15 protein-coding genes are annotated in these 14,979 nt (G+C 44.8%); 1 reads left to right on the plus strand and 14 read right to left on the minus strand.

The window, feature by feature from the left end; all coding sequences use genetic code 11:
- Positions 1–67: 67 nt before the first annotated feature.
- The 13 genes from CYL18_RS10205 to CYL18_RS10265 form a co-directional block, all read right to left on the minus strand.
- Positions 68–1,234, minus strand: coding sequence for an ABC transporter substrate-binding protein (locus tag CYL18_RS10205; RefSeq protein ID WP_104849408.1), 1,167 nt, complete (start codon positions 1,232–1,234; stop codon positions 68–70).
- A 29-nt stretch (positions 1,235–1,263) separates the two neighbouring features.
- Positions 1,264–1,971, minus strand: a complete 708-nt coding sequence (locus CYL18_RS10210) for an ABC transporter ATP-binding protein (RefSeq protein ID WP_104849409.1) — start codon at positions 1,969–1,971, stop codon at positions 1,264–1,266.
- The gene (locus CYL18_RS10215; protein WP_104849410.1) at positions 1,964–2,728 is read right to left on the minus strand and encodes an ABC transporter ATP-binding protein; all 765 of its coding nucleotides are present in this window, start codon (positions 2,726–2,728) and stop codon (positions 1,964–1,966) included. The genes CYL18_RS10210 and CYL18_RS10215 overlap by 8 nt, the downstream gene beginning before the upstream one ends.
- 10 nt (positions 2,729–2,738) lie before the next feature.
- Positions 2,739–3,743, minus strand: coding sequence for a branched-chain amino acid ABC transporter permease (locus CYL18_RS10220; protein WP_104849411.1), 1,005 nt, complete (start codon positions 3,741–3,743; stop codon positions 2,739–2,741).
- Entirely contained in the window at positions 3,743–4,609 is an 867-nt protein-coding gene (locus CYL18_RS10225) for a branched-chain amino acid ABC transporter permease (protein WP_104849412.1), read from the minus strand. Before CYL18_RS10225 ends, CYL18_RS10220 begins: the two co-directional genes overlap by 1 nt.
- A 62-nt stretch (positions 4,610–4,671) precedes the next feature.
- Positions 4,672–5,070, minus strand: a complete 399-nt coding sequence (locus CYL18_RS10230; protein ID WP_104849413.1) for an acyl-CoA thioesterase — start codon at positions 5,068–5,070, stop codon at positions 4,672–4,674.
- A gap of 28 nt (positions 5,071–5,098) precedes the next feature.
- Entirely contained in the window at positions 5,099–6,268 is a 1,170-nt protein-coding gene (locus CYL18_RS10235; RefSeq protein WP_104849414.1) for a thiolase family protein, read from the minus strand.
- A gap of 41 nt (positions 6,269–6,309) precedes the next feature.
- A complete protein-coding gene (locus tag CYL18_RS10240; protein WP_104849415.1) occupies positions 6,310–7,074 on the minus strand; it encodes a beta-ketoacyl-ACP reductase in 765 nt (254 codons plus the stop codon).
- 11 nt (positions 7,075–7,085) lie between these two features.
- Positions 7,086–8,261 carry an acyl-CoA dehydrogenase family protein gene (locus CYL18_RS10245; protein ID WP_104849416.1) on the minus strand — a complete coding sequence of 392 codons (1,176 nt, stop codon included), beginning with the start codon at positions 8,259–8,261 and terminating at the stop codon, positions 7,086–7,088.
- 166 nt (positions 8,262–8,427) lie between these two features.
- Entirely contained in the window at positions 8,428–9,201 is a 774-nt protein-coding gene (locus tag CYL18_RS10250) for an SDR family oxidoreductase (RefSeq protein ID WP_104849417.1), read from the minus strand.
- 9 nt (positions 9,202–9,210) lie between these two features.
- Entirely contained in the window at positions 9,211–10,824 is a 1,614-nt protein-coding gene (locus CYL18_RS10255) for a long-chain-fatty-acid--CoA ligase (protein ID WP_104849418.1), read from the minus strand.
- A 153-nt stretch (positions 10,825–10,977) separates the two neighbouring features.
- On the minus strand, positions 10,978–12,633 hold the full coding sequence (locus tag CYL18_RS10260; protein WP_104849419.1) for a sigma-54 interaction domain-containing protein: 1,656 nt from the start codon (positions 12,631–12,633) through the stop codon (positions 10,978–10,980).
- 138 nt (positions 12,634–12,771) lie between these two features.
- Entirely contained in the window at positions 12,772–13,512 is a 741-nt protein-coding gene (locus tag CYL18_RS10265) for a peptidylprolyl isomerase (RefSeq protein WP_407984528.1), read from the minus strand.
- 130 nt (positions 13,513–13,642) lie between these two features.
- On the opposite strand from CYL18_RS10265, the gene CYL18_RS10270 reads away from it, so the two are divergent.
- Positions 13,643–14,026 carry a kinase-associated lipoprotein B gene (locus CYL18_RS10270; RefSeq protein WP_104849420.1) on the plus strand — a complete coding sequence of 128 codons (384 nt, stop codon included), beginning with the start codon at positions 13,643–13,645 and terminating at the stop codon, positions 14,024–14,026.
- Between the two features lie 39 nt (positions 14,027–14,065).
- On the opposite strand, the gene kapD is transcribed toward CYL18_RS10270, so the two are convergent.
- Positions 14,066–14,683 (minus strand): 3'-5' exonuclease KapD, encoded by a 618-nt coding sequence (kapD, locus tag CYL18_RS10275; protein ID WP_104849421.1) that lies wholly within the window; start codon positions 14,681–14,683, stop codon positions 14,066–14,068.
- Positions 14,684–14,979 lie beyond the last annotated feature (296 nt).

Raw genomic sequence — 14,979 nt, forward strand, 5'->3', positions numbered from 1 at the left:
TCCAATTGGGCTCATTTTGCTAAAGAAAAGGAGCCTAACTGCTTAGGCTCCTCATTGTCACACAGTCTTATTCTTTATATTCCTTGACTTCCCCGTCTTCTATAATCGTAAGCCTTCGATCAATTTCAAAAGAGCCTTCCTTTGTAATGCTTGGAATACTGTATACTTTCTTTTCATCTGGAATACTATCCAATCCATCCTGAACATGGCTTCTGATCTTCTCTACATCGTCCACCGTTCCCGCAGCCTCCATAGCCCCGACTAGGGCGTATAAAGCGATATAGTCGAGACCAGACTCGGAGCTTGGGTCCACACCGTCATATTTATCACGATATTTTTCCAAAAATCCATCTGTCCCTGGGAAGTCAGAATAGATTAATGGTGTCACCCCAATAGAATTGTTGAACGTATCATAGCTTCCGGTGATGGTCTTCATTTGATCAAACTTCGCCTGGTCCATGACAATAAATCCGCCCTTAAAGCCAAGCTCTCGTGCTTGTTTGGCCACCTTTGCCGTTGCTTCTGAAGCTCCCCCGATAAACATCACATCCGGTTTCTTCTTAAGGGCATTTGTGATAATCGTAAAGAAGTCTGTATCTTTCGCAAAGTCAATCGCTGAATGATAAACGACTTCTCCTCCTTGCTTTTCCCATTCAGGCTGAAGGCTTTCTGCCCAGTCCTTCCCATATTCTGTTGCAGGCGGCAGCATAGCTAATTTCTTGCCTGATGTTTCTATCGAATAGGTCGTGAAAGGCTCAATATATCCGCTGTATTGCGGAGCAACCTGTACGGTCAGTTCATTCCCTGATTCAACGACACCTGGTTCGCTTGTATAGGCTCCGATAATAAATTTGTCACGCTCATTGAATACCTGCAAGGCCTGCACTCCCCCGCTATGCGGCGTGAAAATAATCGGGGCCTTATCCTCCTGCACAAGGCGTTTTGCATTGGCAGCTGCTTCATTAGGCAAATATTTATCATCAAGGGCTTTGATTTCCAGCTTATATGTTTTTCCATCTGCCTCAAAGCCGCCAGCCTCATTAATCTCCTCCGCAGCCATCTCAAGACCCTGTAATGTCCGCTCACCATAATAGGCTGCCGCTCCGCTCAATGGACCCGTGAATCCAATTGTAACGGTGTCCCCATTGCTCCCGCCAGCCGTATTATTGGATGAACAGCCTATCAAGCCCAGTAACAGTACTCCCAGCAAAGAAAACATCATAATTTTTTTCATGGCTATACCCCTCTCGAATTGGATTCATTTTAAGCTCCAATGTACGCTTTCTTAACCTTCTCGTTGGACATTAACTCTTCCGATGTTCCTGATAAAACGATGGAACCGCTTTCAAATACATAGCCTTTATCGGCAATTTTCAAAGCGGCATTTGCATTTTGCTCAGCCAGAAGAATGGTTGTGCCTTCCTTATTGATGGTTTCTATGATGTTAAACATCTGCTCAACAATCAGAGGAGCCAAGCCAATGGATGGCTCATCAAGCATCATTAACTTGGGCTTAGCCATAAGCGCCCGGCCAATGGCAAGCATTTGCTGCTGCCCCCCGCTCAGACTGCCTGCCGCGTGAGTATCTTTATCTTTCAAAATCGGAAATAATTCATATACATGATTCATTGTTTCTTTGATTTGCTCTTTCTTTCGTTTATGGACAAAAGCGCCAAGCTGAAGGTTTTCATGAACAGTCATTTGCGGAAACAACTTCCGTCCTTCCGCGCATTGAACAATTCCCTTTTGAACAATCCGGTCTGCACTCAATGAGTGGATCGGTTCATCAAAGAAACTGATGGAGCCCGAGGCAACTCTTTGAAGCCCGCTGATTGCACGGAATAGCGTGCTCTTGCCAGCTCCGTTTGCTCCTAGAAGCACAATGATTTCACCGCTCTCAACCTCTATCGTCGCATCTTTGACCGCCGTATAATGGCCATACTTAACATGAACCTCTTTCAATTTAAGCAATGGCCTCGCCTCCTAAATAGGCTCTGATAACTTCCTCGTTATTTTGAATTTCTTCAGGTGTCCCTTCCGCTATTTTCTCTCCATGGTTTAACACCATGATTTTATCTGCAAGCTTCATAATCATTTGCATTTTATGCTCAATTAGGCAGATCGTAATGCCTGTCGATGATATGCGCTTAATTAGATCAGTCAACCCTTCCGTCTCATCAGGATTAATACCTGCGGCAGGCTCATCAAGAAATAGAACGGAAGGGTCAGTCGCCAAGGCAAGCGCAAAGGCGGTGCGTTTCTTCTCTTCCTGTGAGATATTGGCGGTAATTCGATCAGCTAAATGGGATAAGCCTGTGAATTCCAGCACCTCCAGCGCCTTTTCCTTGCATTTTTCTTCCTCCCGCTTCAATCGCCGTGTTCGAAAAACGGCATCCACAAGAGTCGATTTCGTCCTAAGACGATGCCCAACCATGACATTATCAAAAACGGTGGACTGCTCGAACAAGTGCGTCGTTTGGAAGGTTCTTGCAAAGCCTAGATCGGCAATTTTATGGGACGGCATTCCAGTTATGTCTAGTCCCCGGTAAAATATCTGCCCCTCGGTTGGCGGATGAAAGCCGCTAATCAAATTGAAAAATGTGGACTTCCCCGCACCATTTGGACCGATAATGGCATTGACCTTATTTTCTTCAACAGAGAAATCAACATGATTTACGGCAGTCAAGCCGCCGAAGCGCTTCGTTAATCCTGTAATCTCCAAAAACATACCATCCCTCCTAAATTTTCGTTTCCGCTTCCCGGCCTTGAACTTGGGCATTCTCCTTCTGGATGGCTTTCTCTTTTTGCTTTTGGCGCCATTGAATGAAGGAACCGGCAATCCCCTTTGGATAAAAGATAATAAGGAAGGTCAGCAGCGGACCAAAAATAAGCATCCTGTAATCCTGCAAGAATTGCAGGTTCTGAGATACCCAGACAACGAGAATGGTCCCTATAACCGGACCTGACAATGTACCAATACCTCCAACAAGCAAGTAGATTAGCATATCGAAAATAATGTTGGTATAGCCTATATCCGGACCAATAAAGCGGATAAGCGAAGCATATAACGCACCAGCTACACCGGCATATGCTGTTGATAAGACGAAGGCTGCCAGTTTATTCTTCATTGTAGAAATCCCAATCGATGCCGCTAAATCTTCACTGTTTCGAATCGCTTTATAGGTACGGCCTGACAACGAGTGGACAATCCTGTACATTGCTATAATCCCAATAATTAAGAAAAAGAGGACTAAATAATACATAGGGATTGCCTCATCAAAAGAAATCGACCCGATTGGCGGAGGCGCCGGAATGCCAATAAATCCGCGTACTCCCCCCGTTAATTCCTCCCATTTATAGATCACCAAGTAAATGATATAGCCAACACATAAGGTATATATCGCAAAGTAATGCTCCTTTGTCCGCAAAGCTATCAAGCCAATAAAGAAGCCAATGATGGAGGTAATGAAAATCGATAGAAGGAAGGCGAGCCAATAATTCATTTCTGCCTTGACGGTCAACAGGCTGATTGCATACGCGCCTATCGCAAAGAATCCAGCATGAGCGAGCGATAGATAACCAGTATAGCCTGCAATTAGATTGAGTCCATATACAGCAATAATCCAAATGAACGCGAGTGTCATAATATGCAGATAATATTCATTCTGAATGACTAGAGGAAAGAGAAGGGAAAGCAAAAGGATGGCCGGCAGAAGAATTTTCTTTATATTCGCCCCATTCACTAGCTATGTCCCTCCTTCACAAATAATCCTTGCGGCTTAATGGATAGAATCAGCACAAGCAGGACAAAGGCAATCAGGTCCTTATAATCATTGGATATATAGGCGGCACCAAGGCTCTCAGTAAACCCAAGGATATAACCTCCCATAATGGCCCCTGGAATGCTGCCCATACCGCCTAAAATAATAATGACAAAGGCTTTTAGAATAACGAGATGCCCCATCCCTGGCGAGACAAGATTAATCGGTGCAGCCAAGGAGGCTGCAATCGCCGCAAGGGCACCGGAAATCAAGAAGGTAAGCATGGCGACCTTATTCGCATTAATGCCGACTAAGAATGCCCCATCCCGATTTTGAGCCATCGCAATGATCGACGAACCAGTCATCGTTTTTCTCAAAAATAAATGCAGCCCAATCATAATCACAATGGCAGCCGCTACAATCAAGAGGCGCTGGAGCGTAATGGTCAGACCACCTATTTCTATTACTTGCCCATATGGGGTTGGCATTGTTTTATACTCCGCTCCCCAAATGAATTGAGCTAAGGCTTCCAAAAAAAGCAGTATTCCTATCGCCGCAATCTTATCCTGCAATGGTGGTGCATCCTTAAGCGGATGAAAAATCAGCCGTTCCATCAAGACGGCTATCAATCCGACAGCTAACATCGAAAGGAGAATCGCCACCCAATAATGCAAGCCCAAGCTTGTCATCATCGTTAACGTCACATACCCGCCAAGCATGTATAGAGCTCCATGTGCGAAATTAGGAATATGCAAGATTCCAAATACAAGAGTGAGCCCCAATGCAACAAGGCTATAAACGCTGCCGACCGTCAATCCATTGAAAAGCTGCTGCAAAAGCGTCTCCATTTAATCCCTCCTTATCTATCTGGGAGAAGCGAAGAGGGAGAACCCTCCTCAAATCCCCTACCTTATGTTTTCATGTAAGCCCTCAGGCTGTCGGGAATCAGGACTGTTTGCTGTTTTTGAAAATTAAAGCAAACAATTACAGCCTTCCCTCTTGCGATAACATCTCCCGATTGAGTATTAGAGATGGTATGGGCAAGATGAAAGCTCTTGGTCCCCACTTGCGTAATGGAGGTTGCCACTGACAATTGTTCCTTCACTCGCTCACAGCGGTCATACTCACATTGAGCAGACGCAACGATGAAGCTTACTTCTTCTTGATTGATATACCTTTGAAGGCTGTCAAAAAATTTGGTACGCGCTTCCTCCATATACGAGAAATAACTGATGGTGCTAATATAGCCTGATGCATCTGAATCATTGAATCGCGCATAAATAACTGCCTCAGGTATATGCAAAGCCATGTACTTCACCCTTCTTTCATTATGTTCATCATGGTCTTTCCAAAATGACCGCTATTCCCTGACCACCGCCAATACAGGCTGTTACCAGCGCAAATTTCCCTTGGATCCGTTTCAATTCATGCACTGCCTTCGTGATTAAGATAGCACCAGTCGCTCCAAGAGGATGGCCATGGGCAATCGCACCGCCATTGACATTCAGTTTTTCCGGATTCAGCTGAAGCTCCCGATCGCATGCGATGACTTGTGCAGCAAAGGCCTCATTAATTTCAACCAAATCCATGTCCTCTAATGTCAAACCAGCCTTCTTTAAGACTTTTCTCACTGCCGGAACCGGTCCAATCCCCATCAGATTAGGGTCGACACCTGCCACGGTATGTTCTCTGATGATGGCCATTGGCTCAAGCTTCAGCTCTTCTGCCTTCTGTCTGGACATAAGAACGAGTGCTGAAGCAGCATCATTCAACCCTGAGCTATTTCCTGCCGTCACAGAACCGTCCTTTTTAAACGCAGGTGCCAGCTTGCCTAATCCTTCTATAGAAGTTTGAGGACGCGGATGTTCATCCTGATTGAAAATCATCGGTTCCCCTTTTCTTACAGGGATGGCGATTGGAACAATCTGCTCATTAAACCGCCCTTCTTCCATGGCAATCCTCATCTTTCTTTGACTGCTCGCTGCAAATTCGTCCTGTTCCTCTCGGCTGATGTCATACTTCTCGACAAGGTTCTCAGCTGTAATACCCATTGGCGGGTCACCGACCTCATCCGGAGATAGCCGGGATTTCCTGAACCTTGGAGGAGCTGGGCTATATGGCCGTTCAGCACGATCCATCAAATAGGGAGCCCGACTCATGCTCTCCACTCCGCCAGCAATATAAATGTCACCATCTCCCGCCCTAATAGCTTGTGCGGCTAATGTGACGGCATTAATGCCAGAGCCGCATTGTCTATCTACCGTAACACCCGGCAGCTCCAGAGAAAGATGTGTTTGCAAGGCTGTCAATCTAGCAATATTGCCTCCTCCGCTTAACACATTGCCCATAATACAATCCTCTGCCATATCTGCTGTTATATTGGCTCTCTTTATAGCTTCTTTTATGACTTCAGCACCATATAGATGTGCAGGCATGGATGCTAATGCACCGCCTTGCTTGCCGATTGCTGTTCTTACACAAGAAACAATTACAGCTTCCTTTTCCATCAATATCTCACTCCTTCGCTCTTAAAGACCTGGCAAATAAATTAATTTCTCGGTCCTCCGGCCACATAAAGCACCTGTCCGCTGACGAATGATGATTTCTCATCGGCAAAGAAATGGACAGCATTCGCAATATCCTCCGGTTTTCCTGAGCGGCCGACAGGAATATTGGAGACACTCGATTCAATCAATTGGTCAAAGGATATGCCAATCCGTTCCGCTGTTGCCTTTGTCATATCTGTCTCAATGAAGCCAGGTGCCACAGAATTAGCCGTAATACCGTATTTTCCAAGCTCGATCGCAAGGGTCTTCGTGAATCCCTGCAGGCCCGCTTTGGCTGCGGAATAATTCACTTGTCCCCGGTTACCTAAAGCAGATGTGGAGGAGATGTTGATGATGCGCCCATACTGATTATTGACCATATATTTTTGCGCTGCTCTCGTTGCATAAAAAGTCCCCTTCAAATGGACATCCATGACCATTTGCCAATCCTCATCCGTCATCTTAAACAGCAGATTATCACGAATCACCCCGGCATTATTGACTAAAATATCAATGCTTCCGAACTGTTCATGTACCTCAGCCATCGCACTTTCTACCTGCTGACGGTCTGTCACGCTTGCCACATTCGCATAAACCGGATATCCCGCATCTTCAAATGCTTGCTTTGTTTCGGCAATTGCTTCCTCATTTAAATCAATAATGGCGATGTTTGCCCCTTCTTCTCCGAACCTTTCAGCAATCTTGCGGCCAATCCCTCGTGATCCACCCGTGATAAAGGCAGTTCTGCCCTGAAAACGATTTTCCATCCCCATCCCCCTTAAATGAAATCTCCTACTTTGACATGACCTTTTAATAGATTGCGAGAGATAATCATGCGCTGAATCTCATCTGTACCATCATAAATCCTCCACAATCTTGCCTCACGGTACCAGCGCTCAATCGGCAGCTCCCTTGTATAGCCCATCCCGCCATGAATTTGCAGGACACGGTCGACAACCCTGTTCCCCATATTGGCGCCATATAACTTCGCCATAGCCGCCAGATGACGGTTATCCTCGCCTCGGTCAAGGGTGAAGGCCGCATTTAATGTCAGCCATCTTGCCGCCTCTATTTCAACAGCTGAATCAGCGATCTGCCATTGGATAGCTTGGCGATCGGCGATAGGGCGACCGAATGTAAAGCGCTCCTTGGAATAATCAATGGCCATTTGCAGAAGACGTTCTGCTGTCCCTACCGCCCTTGCTCCGACGACCCATCTTGCAAATCCAATCCATTCAAGCCCTAGCTTGTATCCGCCATGAAGCTCTCCTAGAATATTTTCCTCAGGCACACGGACATTATCGAACACGAGCCCAGCTGGACCCCATTCACCCATCGTGTGAATATACTCAGATTTCCAGCCCATGTCACGATCAACGATGAAGCAGGTGACACCCTCCCTGCCAGTTTTCGCATGAGCCTCCTTATCTGTTATGGCGATGACCATGACAAAGTCTGCTTCATTGCCGCCGGTAATAAAGGTCTTCTCCCCATTGATGACCCACTTATTCCCATCCTTAACAGCCGTTGTTCTAATATTCCTTGTATCAGACCCAGCATCAGGCTCCGTCATGGCAAAACAAGATTTTTTCTCTCCGTTGATTGTCGGAATCAAATATTTTTGTTTTTGCTCCTCATTGCCATAGTAGAGGATATTATCAGCCGACCCGCCAAAGCGGAATGGGACAAAGGTTTTCGATACTTCCATATAAACAATGGCCATCATCATTTGGCCTAAATCAGCCCCGCCGTACTCCTCTGGAGTGTTGATGCCCCAGAATCCAAATTCCTTTGCTTTCAGCTGTAGTTCCAGAAGCTTCTCTTCGGATAAGCTCGGTCTGCCCTCACGTTCATTTTTTAGTACTTCATTTTCCAACGGAATCAGTTCATTCTCCACAAACCTTCTGATTGTGTTTCTCACCATTTTTTGCTCATCTGATAATCGTAAATCCATCCTTCTCCCACCTGTCCTATATATTTTGAAATCGCTTACAAAAAAGTTTTAGGTTCATTTTTTAGTAATGCAATTATCGTGCCAAACAGAAAACGCCTTCGTCTGCAGACTCAACATGTACATACTGATTCAATTTTAAGGAATCATTCAAAATTGAATCAGTGACTTATAAGGAGCTCCCTCCATCAACAGCTATAATTTGTCCGGTAATGTGATCGCTTGCTCTGCTTGCCAAAAACAAGGCCGCTCCCTTCAAAGAACCCGGGTCTCCAAGCCTTTTCAGAGGATTTTTTCGGATGATTTTCTCTTGGTTTTCACTTAGCACATGCCTAGTCATTTTTGACTCAAAGAAGCCAGGTGCAATGGCATTGACGCTGATGCCGTATTCGCCCCATTTCATTGCCAGGTCCTTCGTAAAGTGATGGATGCCTGCCTTGCTTGTGCTGTATCCAATCGCATTCAGTACATCCGCTGGTTCTGCTTTAATGCCAGCAACAGAGCCAATATTAATGATCTTGCCTTCACGATTTTGAATCATCTGCCTCCCCACATACTTAGACATCAGGAATGTACCGCCAAGATTGACATCCATGACCTTCCTCCAAGCCTCATAAGGCATATCTTCCGCTTTTTCTCCCCATGTCGTACCGCTATTATTGATAAGAATATGAATGGGTCCAAAATCCTCGATAACTCGTTCAACTGTTTCGATGACCTCTTCCTCGACAGCCACATTGCATGAGTATGCCTCAGCCTTCCTTCCATATTGGGCGGTGACAAAATCAGCCGTCTCAAGACCATGTGTGACATTGCGCGAGCAAACGGCAATATTTGCCCCATGCTCAGCCAAGGCCTCTGCCATGATGCGTCCAAGCCCTGTTCCCCCGCCTGTCACTAATGCCGTCTTGCCAGTTAAATCAAATAACCCCTTCTCCACCAGACATTCCTCCTATTCTTTTCCCTGTCGTTTATCTAGTTCTTCTTTGATTAGTGTCCTTTTCAAAAGCTTACCGACCGTATTGCGCGGAAGCTCATTTCTGATTTCAAACGCTGATGGCACCTTATACGGCGTCAGCCTTGAATAGCAGTAGCCTTTCACCTCTTCCAAATCAATCGTAATTCCCTCTTTTGGAACGATGAAGGCCTTCACAATTTCCTCTGAATCGGCTGCTGGAATCCCGGCTACAGCGGCTTCCTTAATATCTGGATGTCCATACAGCACATCCTCCACTTCCTGCGGATAAATATTGAACCCACCTACAATAACCATTTCCTTCTTGCGGCCGACGATATAGAAATATCCATCACGATCTTGCATCGCCAAATCACCTGTATAGAGCCATCCCCCCCTTAACGCTCGTGCCGTCTCTAGCTCATTATTCCAATACCCTTTCATGACCTGCGGGCCGCGAATCAGCAATTCCCCGACTTGATTTTCTGCTAGTGGCTGATTATTGTCATCGACAATCATGCAGTCGGTGCCTGGCACCGGAATACCGACACTTCCTACCTTCCGGATACCATTAGGAGGATTGCGGTGTGTAGTAGGCGATGCTTCCGATAAGCCGAACCCTTCACCAATAGAGGCTCCTGTCAAACGTTCAAATCGATTGAGAATCTCGATTGGAATTGGCGCTGATCCGGATGTGCACATTTTGAGAGAGGTAAGGTCATAGCGGTCAATCTCCGAGTATTGCGTGAGGGCCATATACATCTTCGGCACTCCCGGAAAGAAGGTCGGCTTATGCCGCTCAATTCCTTCAAGAATTGCTTTTGGCTCAAAACGCTTATACAGCAAGATGGCAGACCCGAGATACACACTTAAGTTCATACCGCTTGTCATCGCATACACATGATATAAAGGCGTGGCCGTCAGCACAATTTCTTGACCTTCCACCATGATATCGCCATACATTTCCCGGCTCTGAACAACATTGGCGACGACATTGCGGTGTGTGAGCATAGCTCCTTTCATCTTTCCCGTCGTCCCTCCCGTGTATTGAATAACCGCCACATCCTCCCTTGGATTAATGGTCTCTATATTCTGTGGAGGGATACCATGTTGCATTAAATCATCAATTGTCTTCGCCATTTTTGAATCTTCTGTCGTATATGTGCTTAATAAATGTTCAAAAGGGTAAATCAACTGAGCTTCATTCACGACATGACTAGCTGTTTTATCATAGATAATCGCTCGGCAGCTGCTGTCCGCTGCTATCTGAAGCAATTCCCTCACCGTATAGCGAGGGTTGATTTGGACAACTATCAGTCCTAAGCGTTGAGCGGCATAATAGCTAATGATGTAAAGGGGATCGTTTTCAAGCATCAGACCGATTCGATCGCCTTTGGCCAAGCCTAACGATTGTAAACCGCCTGCCAGTTTATCCGCTTGCTGCTTGACTGTCTCATAGCTCCATTCTTTATCTTCAAAAATGATACATGGCTGCTCTGGGTACTGTCTCGCTGATTTTTCCAGCAAATCATATAAAGCCAGATTTGGTACTTCATGAATTTCGTTCTGCACATACCATTGATGCCAAGCTCGTCCCTTTGTGTTCTCCATCTTGCACCTCCGAACCGTTATCTCCTTTTAGAAAAGACTCATACATTCTCTTGCAAGATTCATGCCATTTACAGCATAAAAAAGAATCCAGAGCCAAAATCCTTTAGGATTCTGTTTCTGAATTCTTTTTGAGCATTCACCAGACGCTCGCTGTTATAATTCAATTTTATATTTTTTCAGCTTCCGGACGACTGTTGGCTGGCTCGTCTGCAGGGCCTCAGCAATCTCATAGGTGGAATCGAATTGCTCCGCAGCCAGCATTAAAGCCTTTCTTTCTGCACGCTCAGCCTCTTCCTTTAAGGAGAGAATAGCCCTATCTCCTGGTTGATCAATCGGGTCTTGAGGCTGATAATCTGATGGCAAATGCTCAATGCCAAGAGTATCCTCCAGATGAAGCAGGGTTATACGTTCAATCAGATTGGCGAGCTCGCGGATATTGCCAGACCAATCATGCTGATACAGAAATGTCTTTAATTCCTTATCGAGCTGTTTATACATGCCGTACTTTTCATTGCATTGCCTCAGGTACAAATCTGCCAGCGGCAGAATTTCTTCCCGTCTTTCTCTGAGCGGGGGAATCGTGATGGGGATCACGTTCAGCCTGTAGAATAAATCTTCCCGAAATTCCCCCTCCTCGACCATCCTCTTTAAATTCCGATTGGTTGCCGCAATAATACGGACGTTAACCTTTTTGGAAGCCGTGCCTCCAACCCGCTGAATTTCTTTATCTTGAAGTACTCGCAGTAATTTCACCTGAAGAGCCATGGGCATTTCCCCAACTTCATCAAGGAATAGGACACCATTGTCCGCCAGTTCAAATAATCCAGGCTTCCCGTTTTTATTGGCACCAGTGAAAGCTCCGCCCGCATACCCAAATAGCTCAGACTCAAGTAATTCAGACGGAAGTGCCCCGCAGTTGATTTTTATGTATTTCCCTGACTTGCTTCTTTCACTGCGATGATACATATATTTAGCGAGCACATCCTTGCCCACTCCTGTTTCACCATATAGGATGACGGTTGCATCTGCATTGGCAATTCTAGCTGCCATCTCGTAGATTTTGACCATTTGTTCAGACTTAATGATAGTCATATCCCCCATTTGGGCTAAATGATCGCGCAATCGCTCGATTTCCTTTTGATAATCCTTGTTTAATTCATTTGCTTCGCGGAGGGCCTGCTGCAATTGATTTAAATCAGACAAATCCCGAATATTTGTAACAACGCTTTCAATTTCGCCGTCCTCATTAAAGACCGGATTGCCCGTCAGCAAGGTCTCCCTGCCGAGGTAATTCAGCTGCATGACAGAAACCGTCCGCTTCTTCTCTAGCACCTTATTTGTGACGGAATCCTCGAGGATGCCTCTCTTCACCAAATCTGCTGTTCTTTTATTAATGTAATATTCCTTTGGGATATTGGTAATCCGCTCGATTGCTGAGTTCGTACGGAGCGTAACTCCATTCCTATCTGTTATATAAATACCATCATATGAATTTTCGATAATGGCATCCAAATGCCGGTTGAGCCGCTCCATTTCACGGACTTTCACCGTGAGGTCGGTAAGCTCTTCAGAAATGATTCCTGCATAAGCATGCATCCCATCAGGCTTCAATTGCTTGATGAAAATCATCTCGATTCCATTAAGGGAGGCTTGAATCAATGATTCTTGGCAGACCTTCCATTGATCGAAACAATCTTGTATCTTCCAAGATTCCTTCTCCGCCCCTAACAATCTTCTTGACTCCTCATTCATTGTGAGAATCTGCTGATCATCTGTTGTCTCTATATAGATAAACGAACATTCCGCCATTTCTCCTCACCGCCCCTTATATGTTAAACATTACCATAAAATACATCGAATTGGGGTATCGGATTTATATGAATGATCATCTGCCGCAAAAAAATAGAGCTGAATGGAGTATCTCCATCCAGCTCTATTTTCCGCAAATTAATTCAAGATATTGATTTTCTCGATTACGACATCATAGACAGGCTTGTCGTTCGGACCTACTTTTGTGCTGGCAATATCATCGACTACATCCATGCCTTCAACAACTTGTCCAAATACGGTATGTCTGTGGTCAAGCCAAGGCGTTCCGCCGACTTCCATGTATTTATCGACTGCTTCAGCCGGGTAACCCGCTTGTTCCATTTGACCGCGCAGATTGGATTCCACTTCCTTTTTTTGAACAATAAAGAATTGGCTTCCGTTCGTGCCAGGGCCAGCATTAGCCATGGACAATGCGCCACGGAAGTTGAAGAGGTCCATAGTGAATTCATCTTCGAATGGTCGTCCCCAAATGCTTTCACCGCCGGTACCTGTTCCGTTCGGATCTCCGCCTTGGATCATAAAGTCATTGATGACACGGTGGAAAATAAGGCCGTCATAGTAACCATTCTCCGCATGTGTCAAGAAGTTTTCGACTGCTTTAGGCGCTTGCTCAGGGAATAATTTGATTTTGATGGACCCTTTATTCGTTACCATTTCCACGAGTCTCTCATTGCCTTGCACTTCTGTGAATTGAGGTAATACTGTCATTGTATCATCGCCTTCTTTCTCTAGATTAGATTGGTCAAGCTTCAGCATATTTGTATCATGCTGTTGGTTTTCCTCATTATTGCTGAAATAATACCAAGCAGCTGCACCAAGGAGGATTATTACAAGAATTATTAGTCGTATCTTCATCATCATCTGCCTCCAATTTCTCACTTTACACGATTTTCAGCGAAAAAGCACCTCTTAAGATGAGACTTTTCTATGTATGCAACTGTCTGAAAAAGGTATGATGAAGGGGTAATAGTATTTTGGAGGGATGGAAATGAGGGAATGGCAAATTGGCGATAATGTAACCGCCTTTTATAAAACAGGGAAATACGCTGGAGAAATCACGCAAATACGGCCTAATGGCTATATTGTCGTAAAAACGCTCGCTGTATTGAAGCACCCAATGCAGGGGGACTTGCATAATCCAAAACAAGCAGATGTGGATTTCTTCCATGAAAGAAAGGCTCTCGCCTATTTAGAACAGACGAATGTTCCGTCTAATATGGTCAAACCCTTTGAGGGAGAGATTCCTTCCTATAAAGCTTCCTTGGCTAGTGCTCTCGTCACCTTAAAGGAAGACTTGCAGGAAGACCCGTCCGAATGGGCTGCACGCAGCTTGGAATGCCTTGGGCGGCTTGAATTGGAATACCAGCTATAATAGCAAAAAACCAAATCTTCTTGAGAGGAGATTTGGTTTTTATTTCAGTTCATTTAACAATGTGGAGAAATCAATGATATCACCAATGGTGGTTGATTCATGATTATCCAGATAGCGTTTATCCTGTTCTACGAGCCGGAATATGTGATACGTATTAATCGCATCATCCAAAGCGCGATGCTGCTTGCCATTTCCAGCATTGCCGTATTGCTGAACAGCCTTCCACAAGCCTGTCTGATTTTTGTCGCCAAAGAATCGTTTATACTCAATGGACAAGTCAATTTGCTTGCCTGTTAACGGCATCTTAAACCCATGGTTCTGACAATTTTGGGATAAAACCTTCATATCATTATTTCCCCATGTGACGATGGCTGGCTTTTCACTATTGACTTTCTTTAGTAAAATCACAAGCTCCTCAAATGAGATTCCCTGATTCACATGGGCATTATTAATATTTAAGAACTTCCTGCATCTCGATGTTAAAACCGGAAATGCCTCTGGCTTCACGTAGGATGTATATTGGTCAATAACTTTATCATCCTTGACAAGAATCCACCCGACCTCAATGATCTCCGGAAAGAAGCCAATGGGGTTATTCTTTCCTTCAGGCATCGTAAACTCAAAGTCTATGAATAAATGGGCGCTTCTCTCAAACATGCTATCCCCCCTCTCCCTTCTAATATTTCTCCCTATTCATGACAAAAGATGATAGCGAGGCTTTCAAAACAAGATAACTGACTGGCTTTTTAACTATTTTACTATTCATCCCAATAATATACATCCCATTTTCCTTAACTTTCGAAGAATTCCTTCTGAAAAATTAAGGCAAATGATTAATTAAAGGCTTCTTAGCGATTCCTTCTAAACAAATTAGAAGAAGACGCTTTTTTGACCAGTGCTGTTATTTATCATACTACTCATTAGCTTGTCTCTTTGATTGGGGTATAACCATA

This window comes from Pradoshia eiseniae, from assembly GCF_002946355.1.
Classification (GTDB): Bacteria; Bacillota; Bacilli; order Bacillales; family Pradoshiaceae; genus Pradoshia; species Pradoshia eiseniae.